This is a genomic window from Methanosarcina baltica, from assembly GCF_055394095.1.
The window spans coordinates 3,210,228-3,227,613 of sequence record NZ_AP042463.1; the positions used below are offsets into that span (position 1 = coordinate 3,210,228).

Consider the following 17,386-nt stretch of genomic DNA (forward strand, 5'->3'; position numbering starts at 1 on the left):
TGTTGAATAAAATTAAATGTGTCTTTCGGATTTAAGAATTTTCAGGAAAGCCAGACCTGCAATTTTCCTGAAAACCCCGGTTAATTTTTCTTCTCGTTGTCAATAAAATCAGGCAGTGTTGGCTATAATCTCTTTGATTTCCGGAACCTCCGAACTCTTTACCTGAACTTCGTCCCTGCTCCCGGCCCCCAGGCCCAGTTCCACAAAAATTCAGGCAGGGAGCCCGGTTGCTTTAGCGCCGGGAGGAATGCCGCACTTCTCTGTTGAATATTCATAACCATCTGTCCTCTGTAATACTTTGAAGTATTTTTTATTAATTGAGATCCTTTTCCCCTCTTTGTTTTTGATGTCGAAACTACCCGATTTTCTACAAGCAACGGAACCAAACCATGTCCCTTTGTACTTGCCTTTGGGTACAACCGCCTTGACTGTATCGCCAGTTTGAAAACCAAAAAAGGTTTTTTGCCTGGGAAGGTATGAACGAGGAAAGCCGTACTTATCGAGATTTGTTCTTTTATACTGCCCTCTTCCTTTTGCTTTGATATGCAGGACGTTGTTTGTTGCAAAATTGATTTTTTCTGGAGTGGATTCTCCTACACAAATAGCATCGAAATGATGATCTTTTGGCAGCTCTGCCCTGATTCTGTTCATTTTTGTCCTTGCACCCGTGCCGCATTCTACCGGAAGGCCCGTTTTAGTCAATGCCTCGAAAACTTTCCATCGGGTAGAGTTTATAATTGCAACTTCTTTAAGCGGCTTTTTAACCAGGTTCTGCACTTCTGGATGCCCAAACTCTTCTGCAGTTTGACTTCCTTTTTTCTGGTTGCATTCTCTACAAGCCAATGTTAAATTGGAGACTCTGCTTGAGCCTCCTCTGATTTTAGGAATAATGTGCTCAATTTGTAAAGGAACGTTTTCAGCTCCACAATAAACACATTTTCTACCGAATTTTTCAAGCAGGTATTCTCTTATCTCATACCCTTGCAGCTCCCCCTGCTGATACTCAATTCCACTTATCTCAGGGTTTTGCATGAGTTGAGTATCAAACTTGCAGTTTTCATAGGAAATATGTGTCAGTGGGCATAGTTTCCTGAGCCTATCTGCCCAATTTCCTATGTTATCTACACGGCTTTGCAGGGATGGAGGCAGCCAGCCTTCCCGCCTTTTCCGGTTCAGAAACCTCGGTTTTCTGTATCTGGTTTTGCGGTTTCTTCGGGTTCTCCTCATTGCTCTTCTGCTATCCATATTCTTTTTTATGCTTGTTTTGTGGTGCAACTGTGCAACCCAGACAACATTTGAACCTTTCAGAATAGCAAGACCCGTGTGACGGCTTCCGTAATCTATTTTCAGTCTAAAAGCCGAATTGTCCTTAGACTCTTTCAGCTCTTTGAGTCGAATTGTAAAGGGATATTTTTTGTGAATAACCGCTTTTCCCGCTTTAAGCAGTTTTCTTGCAACTGCTTCATGGCAGGGACTTAACGGCTCTTTGTTTTTGTTAAGTATAAATATCATGCTGGATTTCTCCTCTCTGCGCTGGAAACAAATTTCCATAGCAGGTAACGCAATTTTTAAATTGTCTCCCCTCGCCAATGTTGGAAACGCTTGTCATGCGTAGCACACCGTCCCTACCTCTCAGGACTTTTAATACTACACGATAGAGCTGCAAACTGAGGAAGCATTCGCAGGTATCATGACATTTCCAACGTAGTCAATTAAGACTTAGGCTGGTCAACTAGGGCTTATACAAGCCCCACTGCTTCAGCGTGGGGTAGTTGACCATATCTTAGTTCTACATAGTTCACTATAATATTGGAGCCCCCGATATATAAAAAACCGGAATGGAATACGTGGAAAAAAGAAGATTCTGGACTCAAAAAGGAAAATCAGACTCAGTAAAAGCTGAAAAGTTTTCAAAAATAAACATAGGGCGGCATTCACTGCCGCAGCTTACACTCACACATATCCAGAAGGGCCCCTTCTCCAATCCTTGAGCCCCTTGCAATCAGTAAATCACCTGCCTGCACCATTGTGTGCCCTTTCGGAGCATAGACCCAGCGTTCTTCCCGCTTGATTGCCATCACATGTAACCCGGTCTCGGTCTCAAGTTTCAGTTCGGAAAAGGTCTTTCCCACAATTGGGGAACACTTCTCCACCTTGAGCCTTGTGATCACTTCCTCGGAGTCCCGGACTGCCAGGGTGATGACCGGGTGGAGTTCAATGTCCCGCAGCACGGTGTCCGCAATCCCGTAAGCGGCATCGGAAATGGCTTCAGAGGCGCTTGCAAGGTGCAGGATTCCCCGGAGCTGGTTTACATCCTGGACGTGCTTTGCGGTTTCAAGTACCCAGTGCTGGAGATCGTATTTCATGGAGTCCATCTCTTCTTCAAGGGCGCTTACCTCATACGCTATGTCCTCATTGTCAAAGAGGATAGCAAAATAGGCAAGTCCTATCGAAAGCTCGGACATGTTTTTCATATCCACGATAATATCTACGGCATGTTCGAGGTCTTTGAGGATCTTATCGTGCTCGATAACTTTTGGGACATACTGCGTGGTGGTTGCCATCTCAAAAAAGTGAGGAACCCCTTCATCATGCCCGCGGGCGATCAGGACGTCTCCCTGCCGGAGCCGGGTTTCCTGGTCGGGATCATAGATCCAGTCCAGTTTCCTGCGAATTGCAATCACCCACATCCCGGCCTCGATATCAAGCTCCAGGTCCCCGAGCGTACGCCCGGTCATTGGGGATTCATCGGCCACAGTGACCCTGACAATGGTCTCTTCCGCCTCGCGGAGTGCCACTTTCAGTTCCATGGGAATACCCATATTCATAAGGACGATCTTGGCTATGTCCCCTGCTGCATTAGCGATGTTTTCCGAGGAGGACGCGACCTTTAAAACTCCAAGCAACTCCTCAGCTTCGTTAACCCGCCGTGTGCTAAGCATTGCGGTCATTTTCATGTGATAATCCAGCGTGTCCATTTTTTCTTCGAGGTGGAGCACTTCCTCTGCAATATCCTCATCGTCAAAGATCATTGCAGAATAAGCGAGGTCCACCATAAGTTCGGACGTGTCCTTCATCTCAGTCAACAAATCTTTGAGATTCCTTGGACTGTACCTGAATTCTTTTGGGAACATGGTCTTTTGATCAACTCTATATATTATTGATATGTTGCATTATATAGCTCATACTAATTATTTATTCTCAAATTCGAGTATGAATATTTAAATTTGAACTTGAATATTTAAATAAGGAATAAATATAAAGAACCCGAAAATATTTGGAATAAAATATAAATTTCAATTATATTAATAGTTAGATTATATTTAAAATCTCCAGCGCTATAAATATCCCGGCAACTCCCACAAGGTCCCCAAGCGTCGCAATGAAAGGGATCACTGTGTCATCAGGGTCTATCCCGAACCTGTGGGACGCAAAAGCGATACCAATTGTCGCGGAATAAACAACAACGAGCTCTATGCAAACCGCGATCAGGCTTATCTCCAGCAGGGTCAAATAAGCCATCCCATACCCCAGCATCCTGCTCGCGGCCCAGACAAGCACGCTGACCGAGACCGAGGAAATCAGGCCTACGATAGCCGCCGCAATAAGGCTGTTGTGGACAACTGGGTTCCTGTAAATATGATCTCCAAGCCCCATGTGAAAAGCGGAAGAAAGGCGAGCCCCCAGCATACTTCCCGTATCCCCCCCGATCTTTATCAGGGCCGGGATAAGGACCAGAAGAGACGGCATTGAAAGCAGGCTGCTTTCTTTTAAGCTCAGAACCTGCCCCACAATGATCGCAAGCACGCAGGAAAGCGAAAGGACCGGAAGCCCTCTTTTTACGATTCCATTCACCGTATAGTAGCACCTGGGCTTTTCAGCCATTCTACTCAGAACATCACCACCAGTTTTGCCGATAAGAAAAGCATAAACATGGAAACAATGTCCCCGATTGTTGCAATGGAAGGAGTGACCACATTATCGGGGTCAAAACCGAACCTGAACATGCCGATTGCAAGGAGCACAGCCACAAAAGAAAGGATGATGCCGGAAGTCAAAGCGGCGATAACGCATATAAGGACAAGTTTAAAGGGGCCCGCACTTTCAAAACCCAGGGCAAGGGTCGCCAGATGCCCGAGGAGTCCCAGCAAGACAGCCATAATAAAACTCAGGAGCATGGACCCGGATATATTATTCGTAAGTTCAGGGTTACTCCAGTCAATATCGGTAATCAGCCCCATGTGGATTGCACTGCCCAGGCGAGAGCCGAGAGTCGAGGAGATATTTCCACGAAGCCCGAGCACCCCTGGATAAATCACAATCAAACCGGGAATCATTGCGAGTTCTTCCGTCATCCCGGACAAAATAATTCCTGCAATGACCCCTCCGACAGTTGCTATAAGTTCAAAAGGCAACGCCTCACGTACGATAGAGGAAACGCTTGCGTACTCACTCAGGTATTTATCAATAAATCGGGACTCTGAAGCGTCCTCTTCCCTGCGTGACTCATGAGACATGAGCCTGTATTATACATTGATATTATTAAAGTAATTGGTGATTTCAGAAAGAAGTGGAAACCACAATAGGAAGCCGATTTTCCACGAAGCTGGTATTCATTTATCTTCTAATCTAACAAAAAGGGCTCTTCGCCATTTCTCGTGGGTAAGATTAATTTCAATCCAAGAGCGTATCTGTTTTTGTGAGGTTTAACCACACAAAAAGACGAGGAGCCACAAAAAGTAAATAACTTGCAGCCGTTATCTGAAAATTAAGATCTGATAATTAAAAGGCATGAGTAAAAGGAAACTGGAAACTGGTGAAAAAGATGGTAATAGGAGTTACGATGGTAAACGTCCTTCCGGGAGCTGAAAGGACAGCATACGAGGAAATAAAGAGAATCAAAGGGATCAAGGACATCTACCACGTCTTTGGAGAATACGACTTCGTTGTAATCATAGAAGTCCGGGACCTCACCACCTTAAACTCGATTGTGGACCGGATTCGGGAAAGTGAAGACGTCACCGCAACCCAGACGATTGTAGGGGCCGAGATATAAGAACTAGACTGGCCTTTAAGCCCTGAGGAAAAAATGCATGGAAAAACGAGCATATCTTTTGATTGCGATAGGCGCAGCCCTCTGGGGTACTATCGGATTTTTTGTTAAGGGCTTCTATGAACTTGGTTTCAGCCCCCTGCAGGTCGTGGCCCTGCGAGTTGTATGTGCGGCAGTTATCATGGTCTTGTACCTGTTTATTACGAGAAGAGAACTTCTAAAAATCAGGCTGCAAGATTCCCTTTATTTCGTAGGAACAGGCATCTTCAGCCTTGCTTTTTTTAACATATGTTATTTCATAACCATACAGGAGACCTCTCTTTCGGTGGCCGTAATCCTGCTCTACACAGCCCCGGCCTTCGTTGCGGTCCTCTCCCGCATCTTTTTCAAAGAAAGCCTGGGCCTCAGGAAACTTCTTTCCCTCGGTTTTACCTTAGCAGGCTGCGCCTTTGTAACAGGCTACCTCCCGGGGATAGGAGGAGAAGCCATTACAATTTCAAGGCTCGGACTGCTGGCAGGAATTGGCTCGGGCTTCGGCTATGCGCTCTACAGCATCTTTGGAAAAGCAGCTCTTGAAAAGTACCACACCATGACCATTGCGACCTACACCTTCGTGTTTGCAGCCCTCGCCCTCCTCCCTCTTAGCTGTTTTAATTTTATCTCTTCTTCTTTTTCCCCGATTTCTTCCCCGTTCTCTTCCCCGTTCTCTTCCCCAATTTCTTCCTCTCTGGTCGTAACATTTTCCGGTCTGGATTTCTGGCTCTACCTTCTCGGACTCGGCCTTTTTCCGACGGTGCTTGCCTACCTCCTCTATACAAAAGGCCTTAAATCCGTGGAATCAAGCCGCGCATCCATCGTAGCCACGGTCGAGCCCGTTGTCGCAAGCCTCATGGGGGTCCTGCTTTTCGGGGAGGTGCTCTCAGGCTGGCAGCTTGTAGGGATCTGTCTCGTGCTCTCTGCGGTCGTACTGATCCAGGCCGAAAGTTAATTAAAATAATATGAGTGTTATAGGATTTCAAAGAATTATTTTTACTTTTATTACTCCCGGTTAATTTTTTCAAAACCTCAAAAGATTAAAAACTTGAAGAGCATAAGCTAAGGAATGAGTCAAATATAATATCAAGTATTCTTTTTCCGTGTATTCCGTGTGTTCCGTGGTTTGAATGCACACACCAAACACCTCCTCACACAAAAACACAATATGTATGAGTATGAAGCAACTCCTGAAATAAAACATGAAGTTATATTTTCACCATTCCTAAGGTAGAGCACAAACAGGAAAAGTGGGTATCCATGCAGTTAAAACTACAGCATTTTGACATAAAAATCGGGCAGCACAAAGTGCTGTTCAATATCGCGGACGCAAAAGAACTGGGGATTAACCCGGGAGACAGGGTGCGAATCCGGGACCATGAAAGTGTTTCTGCCATTGTGGACACCACAATGGATATGGTAGAAGTCGGAACTCTGGGCGTTTTTACCGAGGTCTACGAACACCTCAAATCCGCAGGAGACAAACCCGTGGAAGTCGTCCCTGCGCTTCGTAGCAAGTCCGGGAAGATAATTAAAAAGATGATGGACAAAGAGCACCTGAGCCGGGAAGAAATCAACATAGTCATAAAAGATGTCGTGGACGAAAACCTCAGTGACATTGAACTTTCCGCCTTCATGACGGCCTCCTACATCCACGGCATGAGTGACGATGAAATCGAGTGGTTGACCCGGGCCATGATTGACACCGGGGAAAAAATCGAGTTCGATACCCACCCCATAATGGACAAACACTCCATCGGGGGGGTGCCCGGAAACAAGATATCTCTCCTTGTTGTCCCCATTGTGGCCGCAAACGGGCTTTTGATCCCGAAGACCAGTTCCAGGGCAATAACCGGGGCCGGGGGGACAGCCGACCTCATGGAAGTGCTCTGCAATGTTGAGTTCAGCGCCCAGGAAGTAAAGGAAATGACCGAGAAGGTCGGAGGGGTACTTGTCTGGGGAGGGGCCACCAACATCGCCCCCGCAGATGACAAGCTCATCAGGGCGGAATACCCGCTTTCCATTGACCCCTACTGCCAGATGCTTGCCTCCATCATGGCAAAGAAAGGGGCCATCGGAGCGGACAACGTGGTCATCGACATCCCCACAGGGGCCGGCACAAAGGTTGCGAACATCCAGGAAGGGCAGAAACTGGCCAGGGTCCTTGTTAACCTCGGGCACAGGCTCGGCATGAACGTGGAATGCGCCCTTACCTACGGCTCTTCCCCTATAGGCAGGACTGTAGGCCCGGCCCTTGAGGTAAGAGAAGCCCTGAAGGCGCTTGAAAACCTCGAAAGCCCGAATAGCCTTATAGAAAAGAGTACCGCCCTTGCCGGAATCCTGCTCGAAATGGGAGGGGCAGCTCCGAGAGACCATGGGAAAGCCCTTGCCCTGGAGACCCTGAGGAACGGAAAAGCCCTTGCGAAGATGAAGGAGATCATAGAAATCCAGGGAGGGGACCCGAATGTTTCCCCGGACGACATCCCGGTCGGCGAGTACACCGCGGAGATCTGTGCCTCCACAGACGGGTATGTCATTGAATTTGATAACAAGTGGCTCATTGAAGTCGCAAGGCTTGCCGGAGCCCCAAACGACAAGGGCGCAGGAATCACTCTTCACAAGAAAATGGGAGAAGCCGTGAAGAAAGGAGACCCAATCATGACCGTCTATGCGGAAAAAGAGTTCAAGCTCGAAATTGCCATAACAACTGCCCAGCGGACAAATCCTATAATTGTAGAGGGTATGCTGCTCCGGAGGATCCCGGGGACCACATACGGCTTTCAGTGAGTATACTACCCCTCCTTTCCATTTCCGGCTTTGCCGGAACTGTCGAAGCCCCCCTTCTGCTGCCGGAGGTAAAGAGGCAGGAAATAACCGGAAGTCCGGCAAAACACTTTAAATACTTTGTCCCGACTTTAGCCCATTTATGAAGCGGATTGTATTACTTCGCCTTGGGCACAGACCTGAAAGAGACAAAAGGATCACGACCCACGTGGGACTCACAGCCCGCCTGCTGGGAGCCGAGGGCATGTTGCTTGCCTCAAACGACCCCGGGATAATCGGGACCCTCGAAGATGTTGTCGAGCGCTGGGGCGGGGACTTTTACGTCAAAAACAATGTGAGTTTCAAGGAAGAAATCAGGAAATGGAAAGCCGAGGGCGGCAAAGTCTGCCACCTTTCCATGTACGGGGTAAACCTGCCCGATGCCACCCCCGAACTCAGGGCCTGCGACAAACTCATGGTCGTCGTAGGGGCGGAAAAAGTTCCCCCCGAAATCTATCAACTCGCGGACTGGAACGTGGCCGTGGGCAGCCAGCCCCACTCCGAGGTCGCGGCCGTGGCCCTGACTCTCGACAGGATCGCGGAAGGCGAACCCCTGAAAAGGGAGTTCCCACATGCGAAACTGACGATTGTCCCGATGGAACGTGGGAAAAAGGTGCTCGAAAATAACCCGGATTAAACGGGCTTTTTTCCTGCATCCTTCTTTTTTCATCTTCTTTTTTCATCTTCTTTTTTCATCTTCTTTTTTCATCTTCTTTTTTCATCTTCTTTTTTCATCTTCTCTTTTCATCATCTCATTTCATTTTCTTATTTCATCTTCTCTTTTCATTTTTGCCTAAACTGCTTCCCGGGAAGTGGGGATTCCGAAGAATAGTGAGTAACACATAAAAAATAGATAGTTTGTAATTGGTATTACGAATTAAAAGAAAAGTCTTAAATATGGGTTCGACATATTACACCTTGTCCACCGTGACAGATCAATGCCACCTTAATTTATCTGCAATATATGAGTTTTCCAGAGTTCATTTTCTGTGCAGGGAATGAACCGGAAAGGGTGCATAGCGTATCCTGATAATGCAGATATAAGGGTACAAACAGACCAGCTACAATTGTGCAGGAAAATGGGGGAAAGGGCCTTTGTGCAGGGGCCCTTCATCCTTATTCTTGCAGTTCATATTAAACTTTTTTTAATAAAGTTCTTTTTCCATAAGGTTTCCTTCCGGCAATAATCCCGGGGCCCGGGCAATGGCTGACAGGGGACACGGAGAATAACTTATAAGGATTCCGGGAGAATTTATGAAATATGAAACTCCTGAACCCGGTTACTGAACCCCCGTCCCCGGAACTATTCCTGGACATGTTTGGAGGGTTTTGCTGATGCCTGCCTCTGACATAAGCTTTTTTTTTAACCCCCGGTCAATTGCAATCGTCGGGGCCTCCCCGAGACCTGACAGTCTTTCCCGGATAATCCTTGAAAGCCTTAAAGAGATGGGCTTTCCCGGAAAGATCTATCCTGTGAATCCGAAATACGAAGAAATCATGGGCCTCAGGTGCTACGCTTCCCTGAAGGATATTGAAGACACTATCGACATCGCCATTCTGGCCCTTCCTGCCCCAAAGATCCCGGACGCTCTTCGGGAAGGGCTGGGAAAGGTAAAAGGAGCTGTTGTCGTGAGTTCCGGTTTCAAGGAAATAGGCGGGAAGGGAAAGGAGCTTGAAGCCGAACTGAAAACCCTGGCAGATACCGAAGGGATCAGGATAATGGGGCCGAACTGCCTCGGAATCTACGATACCGTTTCAAAAGTTGACACATTTTTCATCTCTCCCGAACGCGTCAAAAAACCTGAAGCAGGAGGACTCTCAATCCTTACGCAGAGCGGGTCTTTCGCCTCCCTTATAGTGGACGAGATCGCAGCCGAGGGAATAGGGGTTGCAAGGATAGTGAGCTACGGGAATAGGGTGGACGTGGACGAGAGCGAGTGCCTATCCTTCCTTGCGGAAGACGAGGCCACGAAGGTCGTGCTGCTTTACGTGGAGTCCATAAACGATGGCCGCAGTTTTCTGGAAGCGGCTTCCCGCTGCGCGGAGAAAAAACCGGTTGTCGCGGTAAAAGTCGGGAAAAAGGAGAGCGGAGCCAGGGCCGCAGCCTCGCACACCGGAGCCGTTGCGGGAAGCTACGAGGCCTACGAGGCGGCCTTCCGAAAATGCGGCATCATCGAGGTTGAAGGCTACGAGGAACTCAAGGACGCCTGCAAGGCCCTGAATGCCTACAATCCCGGCTCCGGAAACCGGGTCCTTATAATTACAAATGGGGGCGGGATGGGGATCAACATCGCTGATGCCTGCGAAAGCCGGGGCCTGGTCGTCCCCCCCCTTTCCGAGGCCAGAAAAGTGCGCCTCATGGAAAAAATTCCCCCCTTTGCGGCCGCCGGAAACCCCATCGACCTGACCGGGCATGTGCTGGACGAACACTACGCGGAGGCCCTGAAGGAGGCTTTCGGAGGAGATGAATACGATATAGCAATCGTGACCGTGCTCTGGGGGCCCCCCCTGATTACTGAAAAGCTCGTTGACCGGGTAAAGGAAGCTGTGGAAGCTCTGGAAACCCTGGAAGAGGGCGGGCACAAAAAACCTGTCCTTATTTGCAGTCCGGGAGGGGCGTTTACGAAAAAACTGGCGAAAAAGTTTGAGGAAAAGGGTCTGCCGGTCTTTGCAACGCCTGAAAGCGCGGCCCGGGCGGCGGCGATTTTGAGCGTAAAAACTCCCCAAGCCCGGCACCGACAAAATGGAAATTCCTGATCTGGAAAAAACAGATATAAAAATGTTGTAACAGCCCGCCGGATTTTGAGGAACCACCCATCTTTCAAATCATCTTTTTTTTTATTTTTTAGGGGTTCCCGCTAATGGACGAAAAAAGTATATAGTACTCAAAAGTATCCACTAATTATAAATAGCATCAATATTATATTACACATTATATACTATGAAAGCGAAAGAGGTACTCCAGCTATTGAAAGTATCGAGAAATACTTTAAGCATCTACGTTAAGCAAGGAAAAATAAGAGTTACCAAACTGCACAACGGTTACTATGATTACAATGAGGACGATGTTTACAAATTATTCAACAAAAACGTAATGAGGAAAACCGTTATATATGGACGAGTTTCAACCTCTAAACAAAAAAAAGACCTGGAAAACCAGATAGAAATGCTGAAGAGTTGGGCTTTCAATTCAGGCCATCGAATTGACGAAGTGTACTCTGATGTTGCATCTGGAATCTCTTTCGAGAAAAGGAATGATTTTTTCAAGATGCTTGATAAGATCCTGAATCACGAAGTTGAATTTTTGATAATTGCCTATAAAGACAGGTTAAGCAGAGTCGGGTTTGAACTGTTCTCTCACCTGTTTTCAAGGTTTGGTACTCGAATAATAGTGGTGTCTGAAATAGGCAATAAGAAGCTTGATTCTGAAGAAATATTTGATGAAATTATTTCAATGCTCCATTGCTATTCCATGAAACATTACAGTAAAAGAAGAGATAAACGCCTGGAGATAGAGGTCGAATCAAAGTGATGGTTAAGCGTGTTGAGCAAATACAATTTCGTTCCGATGAAATTGGTGATTTGTGCCATAAATCCAAAAACCTGTATAACTTTGCAAGCTACATAGTTAGACAGGAGTTTTTCAAAAACAAGAAATGGATAAGGTACAGGGAACTCTATAAACTCGTAAAGGATTCGGAGCCTTACAAAGAGCTTCCGGCCCAAACTGCTCAACAGACTCTAAAAGTGCTTGACAGTAACTGGAAATCTTTTTTTGAAGCTATGAAAGCTTTCAAAAAGAATCCCGAACTTTTCACAGGAAAGCCGAAACCCCCTTATTACAAAGAAAAAGATGGAGAGTTCCTGTTAGTTTTTACCAATCAGCAGGTCAGGATTAAAGACGGAAAACTCAAGTTCCCCAAAGTAGTTCCATTGTCCATCCGGACAAGACTTTCTGATGATATAAATTTAAGAGAAGTCAGGATCATTCCAAAACACGTAGGGTACACCTGTGAAATCGTTTTTGAAACCGAAATAGAAGAACCTGAACCCATTAATTCTGGAAGAGTCCTGGGAATTGACCTGGGAGTTGTCAACCTCGTAACCATTGGAAACAATTTTGGTGAAGTTCCAATTATTGTTAAGGGCGGAGTTGCCAAGTCCGTAAACCAGTTTTACAACAAAGAAAGAGCAAAGCTCCAGAGCATTTATGAGTCCCACGGGCTCAAAACCGGTAAGAAAATAGAAGTCCTTACCCACAAACGAAACTCAAGGATTAAAGACACACTTCACAAACTGAGCAGGGCAATAATAGACTATGCTCAGGAGATGAAAGTGGAGAAAATTGTCATAGGAAGTAACCCGTTCTGGAAACAAAAATCCAACATGGGCAAAAAAAATAACCAGAAGTTTGCTCAGATTCCCCACAGTACTCTTATTTCAATGGTCGAGTACAAGGCCGAGGAAGTTGGAATTTCAGTTGAAAGGATCGAAGAGTCCTATACAAGCAAATGCTCTTTCCTTGATAATGAACCAATGGAGCACCGGGACAAATATATTGGAAAACGGGTAAAAAGAGGACTTTTCCGGAGTGCTACCGGAGTTCTCCTTAATGCTGATGTAAATGCAGCATACAACATGATTAGAAAAGCAGTCCCTAATGCCTTTGCAGAGGGGATAGAGGGTGTTGTGCTTCACCCTGTTAGTGTTAACCCCCTATACAAAGAACAGTTTATATCATAAATTCATGATTGTTTGTGATACTAATTAGAACTTTTCATAGCATAATCATCCCTCAAAGAGGCAAAAATGCCTCATAACTTTTCTGAGAAGAAGGCAAGGTTAAAATAATGTAGTTTCTGTTTTTCTCCTTAAGCAGATACAGGGCAGCAGACCTGCTCAGGAGAACGCAAGCATGATGATCGTAGGAATAGATGAAGCAGGAAAAGGCCCCGTCATAGGCCCCATGTGCATAGGAGGCGTCAAAATAGATGAATCGAAAGCCCACGTCCTTAAAGTCCTGGGAGTTGCGGATTCCAAAAAATTGACCCCGAAAAAAAGAGAGCAGCTCGCATCCCTGATAAAAAAGCACGCAGATTCCTATTTTGTCCAGGAGGTTAGCCCTTCCCAGATTGACGACCTCCGGAAAATCATGACAATGAACGAGATCATGGTGATCTGTTTCTCAAAGGTAGTTGAAAAGCTCCAGCCGGATACCGTATACGTGGATGCTGCCGACGTCAAAGCCGAGCGTTTTGGGGAAAACCTGCGCAAACAGTATGCAAAAAGCAATCCGGACCAGGCCGAAAAAATCAAAATTATCTCAATGCACCAGGCCGATACCATTTATCCCGTGGTCTCCGCAGCCTCGATCCTTGCGAAGGTACGCCGGGACGAATTGATCGAGGAACTCAAAAAGGAATGGGGCCAGGATTTCGGGAGCGGATACCCCGCAGACCCTAAAACGAAGGCTTTTTTGCTGAAATGGGGAAAGGAACACGGAGGCGAATTTCCGGAAATCGTCAGGCAGTCCTGGAAGACCGTGGATAATATCAGAAAGGAGCTTGATGCGGAAGCTGAAAAATAATGATACAGGTCAACTACCCCACGCTGAAGCAGTGGGGCTTGTATAAGCCCTAGTTGACCAGCCTAAGTCTTAATTGACTACGTTAGAAATGTCATGATACCTGCAAATGCTTCCTCAGTTTGCAGCTCTATCGTGTAGTATTAAAAGTCCTGAGAGGTAGGGACGGTGTGCTACGCATGACAAGCGTTTCCAACATTGGCGAGGGGAGACAGTTTCAAAAACTGCGTTACCTGCAGCGGAAATTCGTTTCCAAAGCAGAGAGGAGAAATCCAGTATGATATTTGTACTGAACAGAAATAAAGAACCGTTAAGTCCCTGCCATGAAGCAGTTGCAAGAAAACTGCTTAAAGCGGGAAAAGCGGTTATTCACAAAAAATATCCCTTTACAATCCGACTCAAAGAGCTGAAAGAGTCTAAGGACAATTCGGCTTTTAGACTAAAAATAGATTACGGAAGCCGTCACACGGGTCTTGCTATCCTGAAAGGCTCAAATGTTGTCTGGGTTGCACAGTTGCACCACAAAACAAGCATAAAAAAGAATATGGATAGCAGAAGAGCAATGAGGAGAACCCGAAGAAACCGCAAAACCAGATACAGAAAACCGAGGTTTCTGAACCGGAAAAGACGGGAAGGCTGGCTGCCTCCGTCTCTGCAAAACCGTGTAGATAACATTGAAAATTGGGTCGAAAGGCTCAGGAAACTCTGCCCATTGACACACATTTCCTATGAAAACTGCAAGTTTGATACTCAACTCATGCAAAACCCTGAGATCAGTGGAATCGAATACCAGCAGGGAGAGCTGCAAGGGTATGAAATCAGGGAGTATCTGCTTGAAAAATTCGGTAGAAAATGTGTTTACTGTGGAGCTGAAAACGTTCCTTTACAAATTGAGCACATTATTCCTAAAATCAGAGGGGGCTCAAACAGAGTCTCCAATTTAACATTGGCTTGTAGAGAATGCAACCAGAAAAAAGGAAGTCAAACTGCAGAAGAGTTTGGACATCCTGAAGTGCAGAACCTGGTTAAAAAGTCGCTTAAAGATGCTGCGATTGTAACAGCTACCAGATGGAAAGTTTTCGAAGTCTTGACGAGAACGGGCCTTCCTGTAGAATGCGGAACAGGTGCAAGGACAAAAATGAACAGAATCAGGGCAGAGCTGCCAAAAGATCATCATTTCGATGCTATTTGTGTAGGAGAATCCACACCAAAAACAATCAATTATGCCATAAACAACGTCCTGCATATCAAAGCAAAAGGAAGAGGGCAGTATAAAAGAACAAATCTCGATAAGTACGGCTTTCCTCGTTCATACCTTCCCAGGCAAAAAACCTTTTTTGGTTTTCAAACTGGCGATACAGTCAAGGCGGTTGTACCCAAAGGCAAGTACAGAGGGACATGGTTTGGTTCCGTTGCTTGTAGAAAATCGGGTAGTTTCGACATCAAAAACAAAGAGGGGAAAAGGATCTCAATTAATAAAAAATACTTCAAAGTATTACAGAGGACAGATGGTTATGAATATTCAACAGAGAAGTGCGGCATTCCTCCCGGCGCTAAAGCAACCGGGCTCCCTGCCTGAATTTTTGTGGCCGGAACAAAAAATTGAACCCCGGCCCCGTATAACTCAGGGCCCGGAAGGTCAGATTTCAAAAAATTTTCCGTTCACATCCATGCAGCAGCCAGGCTCCCGTTTCCCAGGGCGTACACCCAGCCCTCAGGCAGGGCTTCGTCAAGGATAAGGCCAGTAAAAAAGTGAAATTGTGAAAAGAGAAAACTCAGTCGTATTCTAACCGCAGCCCGACTCCGACTTCTTTAAGATCGATGGCTTTTGCAAGTTCTATTTTTGAAAAAAGGTCCGTGCAGTGGCAGGCGTGGATGCATTCAGGTCCCAGCTTTTTCAGGTATTCAACGGTTCCCCGCATCTGGGCTTCCGAAGGGCCCAGGAGATGAAAGCCGCCTATGATGTCAAGTACCTTCTCCTCCCCACAGACTTTCCGGGCATATTCCGTGATATTGCAGATCCCTGCATGGGAACAGCCTGTTATTATCACGAGCCCTTCCCTCGCGATGTACACAAGGGCCGTATCGTCAAAGAGGTAATCAGCTTCCTGCTCTCCCCCTTCTTTCACGACATAACCTATAGCTTCCCTGTTTTCAAAATCAAAGCTCCGGGGAATTTCTCCCAGAAAGACGAGGTTTTCGCTCAGCCAGAGGGGGCCATCGGATAGCCTGAGTTCGAAGTGTTCCGCAAGTTTTTCGGAGGAAAGCAGGCTTCCAATTTCCCCGACCCCTTCCAGCCGCTTGCTCTGGAACGCAAGGGGATGAGCCACCAGTTTCGGAGAGGAATAGGACAGCCCTTCGATTTTTGCTTCCGTAAGGAGCCGGATAAATGGGTCCAGGCCCCAGGTATGGTCAAGGTGTCCATGGGAAAGGGCCAGGAAATCGAGATCCAGCAGGGAGACTCCCATTTTCCGGGCGTTTGTCAGGAAGATGTCAGAATAGCCTGTGTCAAAAAGGATTTTTGTGCTGGCGGTTTCGATGAGGAAGGAGAGGCCAGGTTCTGCGAGGAAGTACCTGTCGATCAGGGTGTTGTTGTCAACAAGGACCGTGAGTTTCATACCTTAGAATTTAAGAGAGATATATATAAGCTGATCTGAAAAAAGTAAAATCTGAGAAAAGGAAAACTGGATAGGGCAAAGAAAGCAGAACCGGATGATCTGAAAAAATGAAATGAAAAAAAGTAAGTATGTTTTAGGTTTGATACTGTTTACTATTTTTATGTCCGGAAAAGCACTGCTCAAGAGGAGTTGTTCGTCGAATTGTTTTCAGGAGCCTCAGGCGAAAGTGGGAAAAGTCCCATTAGGGGCATGTAATCGATACTGTCCGTGCTTTCGTTGATGATATAGGGTGTGTCTCCAATACCGTCCTTGTCGGCATCTTCTCCGCTGTAATCGCTCCAGTGGTTGCCCAAGCTACCGTTCCAGACATTTGTCCCATAATCTTCGGCATTGACCAGGTTGTCAAAGTGGTTGCTGTAGATCAGGTTGTTTTCGGAGTACTCAAGGAAGATTCCTTCATTATTCCTTTTGAGCCTATTATCGGTCAGTGAATTGTTTTCGGAGTCATTCATATAGATTCCGAGTTCATTGCCGCATACCCTGTTGCCTTCCAGGAAACAGTCCGTGCACCCCAGAAGACTTATGCCCTCATAACTGCTGGCAGACACTGTATTATTTAAGAGAGTGTTGTCTGTGGAGTTATCTAAAAGGATTCCCCAGTCGTTTCTTACCACATGGTTGTCGTAGAGCAGACATCCGCTGGAGTTTAGCAGGTCAATTCCGTCCCAGTAATTCAGGGCCGCTACGTTGTTGTACAGGACACAATTGTCGGCCTCCAGAAGGAATATGCCGACATCATTCATTACGAAAGAATTGTTTGCAATCTCACAGCCTCCGGCCCCGTTCAGGAAAATCCCCGCCAGGCCATCAGGCCATTCATTTTCGGAAATACTGCCCGTTTCGGTCAGAAGGCCCAGAACCGAAAAACCGTCAATGCTTACGTTATCGGCCGTTACATAAAGCACATCGGCTTCCGGATCATTGGATATGATGAAAGTGCTTTTCGGCCCGGATTCCGAGACAATGCTCAGTTCTCTATACACTTCAATGTTTTCCGAATATATTCCCGGATAGACGAAAACTACATCACCATCCTCTGCGCTGTCCACCGCTTCCTGAATGCTGGCAAAATCCGCGTCTCCGTTGTCATCCACGGTAATCGTTGTCCCGTCTCCTAGGGCCACAGCAGCCCCGATGATAAGCAGGGCCGGGATAAGGATTACAACAAAACTTATAATAGATTTTTTAACTCTCATGTATCAATCCCCCGAATAT

At 46.5% G+C, this 17,386-nt stretch carries 15 protein-coding genes; 9 read left to right on the forward strand and 6 right to left on the reverse strand.

Features of this window, described 5'->3' with window-relative positions; genetic code table 11:
• Positions 1 to 210: 210 nt before the first annotated feature.
• The 4 genes from iscB (ACZ5QV_RS14020) to ACZ5QV_RS14035 form a co-directional block, all read right to left on the reverse strand.
• Entirely contained in the window at positions 211 to 1,512 is a 1,302-nt protein-coding gene (iscB, locus tag ACZ5QV_RS14020) for an RNA-guided endonuclease IscB (RefSeq protein ID WP_464600390.1), read from the reverse strand.
• 422 nt (positions 1,513 to 1,934) lie between these two features.
• On the reverse strand, positions 1,935 to 3,134 hold the full coding sequence (locus ACZ5QV_RS14025) for a potassium channel family protein (protein WP_464600391.1): 1,200 nt from the start codon (positions 3,132 to 3,134) through the stop codon (positions 1,935 to 1,937).
• Between the two features lie 178 nt (positions 3,135 to 3,312).
• Positions 3,313 to 3,885 (reverse strand): magnesium transporter, encoded by a 573-nt coding sequence (locus ACZ5QV_RS14030; protein WP_464600392.1) that lies wholly within the window; start codon positions 3,883 to 3,885, stop codon positions 3,313 to 3,315.
• A 5-nt stretch (positions 3,886 to 3,890) separates the two neighbouring features.
• A complete protein-coding gene (locus ACZ5QV_RS14035; protein ID WP_464600393.1) occupies positions 3,891 to 4,517 on the reverse strand; it encodes a magnesium transporter in 627 nt (208 codons plus the stop codon).
• 308 nt (positions 4,518 to 4,825) lie between these two features.
• Here ACZ5QV_RS14035 and ACZ5QV_RS14040 point away from each other — a divergent pair, with 308 nt between their 5' ends.
• From ACZ5QV_RS14040 to iscB (ACZ5QV_RS14080), 9 genes are all read left to right on the forward strand, one after another.
• Positions 4,826 to 5,056, forward strand: coding sequence for an Lrp/AsnC ligand binding domain-containing protein (locus tag ACZ5QV_RS14040; protein WP_464602113.1), 231 nt, complete (start codon positions 4,826 to 4,828; stop codon positions 5,054 to 5,056).
• Between the two features lie 37 nt (positions 5,057 to 5,093).
• Positions 5,094 to 6,041 carry a DMT family transporter gene (locus ACZ5QV_RS14045; protein WP_464600394.1) on the forward strand — a complete coding sequence of 316 codons (948 nt, stop codon included), beginning with the start codon at positions 5,094 to 5,096 and terminating at the stop codon, positions 6,039 to 6,041.
• A gap of 305 nt (positions 6,042 to 6,346) precedes the next feature.
• Positions 6,347 to 7,873 (forward strand): AMP phosphorylase, encoded by a 1,527-nt coding sequence (locus tag ACZ5QV_RS14050; protein WP_464600395.1) that lies wholly within the window; start codon positions 6,347 to 6,349, stop codon positions 7,871 to 7,873.
• Positions 7,874 to 8,012: 139 nt separating this feature from the next.
• The gene (locus ACZ5QV_RS14055; RefSeq protein WP_464600396.1) at positions 8,013 to 8,546 is read left to right on the forward strand and encodes a tRNA (cytidine(56)-2'-O)-methyltransferase; all 534 of its coding nucleotides are present in this window, start codon (positions 8,013 to 8,015) and stop codon (positions 8,544 to 8,546) included.
• A gap of 698 nt (positions 8,547 to 9,244) precedes the next feature.
• The gene (locus ACZ5QV_RS14060) at positions 9,245 to 10,666 is read left to right on the forward strand and encodes an acetate--CoA ligase family protein (protein ID WP_464600397.1); all 1,422 of its coding nucleotides are present in this window, start codon (positions 9,245 to 9,247) and stop codon (positions 10,664 to 10,666) included.
• 184 nt (positions 10,667 to 10,850) lie between these two features.
• The gene (locus tag ACZ5QV_RS14065) at positions 10,851 to 11,441 is read left to right on the forward strand and encodes an IS607 family transposase (RefSeq protein ID WP_464600398.1); all 591 of its coding nucleotides are present in this window, start codon (positions 10,851 to 10,853) and stop codon (positions 11,439 to 11,441) included.
• Entirely contained in the window at positions 11,441 to 12,652 is a 1,212-nt protein-coding gene (locus tag ACZ5QV_RS14070; protein ID WP_464600399.1) for an RNA-guided endonuclease InsQ/TnpB family protein, read from the forward strand. The genes ACZ5QV_RS14065 and ACZ5QV_RS14070 overlap by 1 nt, the downstream gene beginning before the upstream one ends.
• A gap of 172 nt (positions 12,653 to 12,824) precedes the next feature.
• On the forward strand, positions 12,825 to 13,496 hold the full coding sequence (rnhB, locus tag ACZ5QV_RS14075) for a ribonuclease HII (RefSeq protein ID WP_464600400.1): 672 nt from the start codon (positions 12,825 to 12,827) through the stop codon (positions 13,494 to 13,496).
• 274 nt (positions 13,497 to 13,770) lie between these two features.
• Positions 13,771 to 15,072 carry an RNA-guided endonuclease IscB gene (iscB, locus tag ACZ5QV_RS14080; protein WP_464600401.1) on the forward strand — a complete coding sequence of 434 codons (1,302 nt, stop codon included), beginning with the start codon at positions 13,771 to 13,773 and terminating at the stop codon, positions 15,070 to 15,072.
• 196 nt (positions 15,073 to 15,268) lie between these two features.
• Here the strand turns inward: iscB (ACZ5QV_RS14080) and ACZ5QV_RS14085 are convergent, their stop codons facing one another.
• Both ACZ5QV_RS14085 and ACZ5QV_RS14090 read right to left on the reverse strand, forming a co-directional pair.
• Positions 15,269 to 16,111, reverse strand: coding sequence for an MBL fold metallo-hydrolase (locus ACZ5QV_RS14085; protein WP_464600402.1), 843 nt, complete (start codon positions 16,109 to 16,111; stop codon positions 15,269 to 15,271).
• 179 nt (positions 16,112 to 16,290) lie between these two features.
• The gene (locus tag ACZ5QV_RS14090; protein ID WP_464600403.1) at positions 16,291 to 17,367 is read right to left on the reverse strand and encodes a right-handed parallel beta-helix repeat-containing protein; all 1,077 of its coding nucleotides are present in this window, start codon (positions 17,365 to 17,367) and stop codon (positions 16,291 to 16,293) included.
• Positions 17,368 to 17,386 lie beyond the last annotated feature (19 nt).

Bases quoted from the DNA above. Each gene is read 5' to 3' on its own strand.
- ACZ5QV_RS14060 (WP_464600397.1), top strand. From the start codon at position 9,245: ATGCCTGCCTCTGACATAAGCTTTTTTTTTAACCCCCGGTCAATTGCA.
- ACZ5QV_RS14045 (WP_464600394.1), top strand. From the start codon at position 5,094: ATGGAAAAACGAGCATATCTTTTGATTGCGATAGGCGCAGCCCTCTGG.
- ACZ5QV_RS14030 (WP_464600392.1), bottom strand. From the start codon at position 3,885: ATGGCTGAAAAGCCCAGGTGCTACTATACGGTGAATGGAATCGTAAAA.
- ACZ5QV_RS14040 (WP_464602113.1), top strand. From the start codon at position 4,826: ATGGTAATAGGAGTTACGATGGTAAACGTCCTTCCGGGAGCTGAAAGG.
- iscB (WP_464600401.1), top strand. From the start codon at position 13,771: ATGATATTTGTACTGAACAGAAATAAAGAACCGTTAAGTCCCTGCCAT.
- ACZ5QV_RS14090 (WP_464600403.1), bottom strand. From the start codon at position 17,367: ATGAGAGTTAAAAAATCTATTATAAGTTTTGTTGTAATCCTTATCCCG.
- ACZ5QV_RS14070 (WP_464600399.1), top strand. From the start codon at position 11,441: ATGGTTAAGCGTGTTGAGCAAATACAATTTCGTTCCGATGAAATTGGT.
- rnhB (WP_464600400.1), top strand. From the start codon at position 12,825: ATGATGATCGTAGGAATAGATGAAGCAGGAAAAGGCCCCGTCATAGGC.
- ACZ5QV_RS14050 (WP_464600395.1), top strand. From the start codon at position 6,347: ATGCAGTTAAAACTACAGCATTTTGACATAAAAATCGGGCAGCACAAA.
- ACZ5QV_RS14055 (WP_464600396.1), top strand. From the start codon at position 8,013: ATGAAGCGGATTGTATTACTTCGCCTTGGGCACAGACCTGAAAGAGAC.
- ACZ5QV_RS14035 (WP_464600393.1), bottom strand. From the start codon at position 4,517: ATGTCTCATGAGTCACGCAGGGAAGAGGACGCTTCAGAGTCCCGATTT.
- ACZ5QV_RS14065 (WP_464600398.1), top strand. From the start codon at position 10,851: ATGAAAGCGAAAGAGGTACTCCAGCTATTGAAAGTATCGAGAAATACT.
- ACZ5QV_RS14085 (WP_464600402.1), bottom strand. From the start codon at position 16,111: ATGAAACTCACGGTCCTTGTTGACAACAACACCCTGATCGACAGGTAC.
- iscB (WP_464600390.1), bottom strand. From the start codon at position 1,512: ATGATATTTATACTTAACAAAAACAAAGAGCCGTTAAGTCCCTGCCAT.
- ACZ5QV_RS14025 (WP_464600391.1), bottom strand. From the start codon at position 3,134: ATGTTCCCAAAAGAATTCAGGTACAGTCCAAGGAATCTCAAAGATTTG.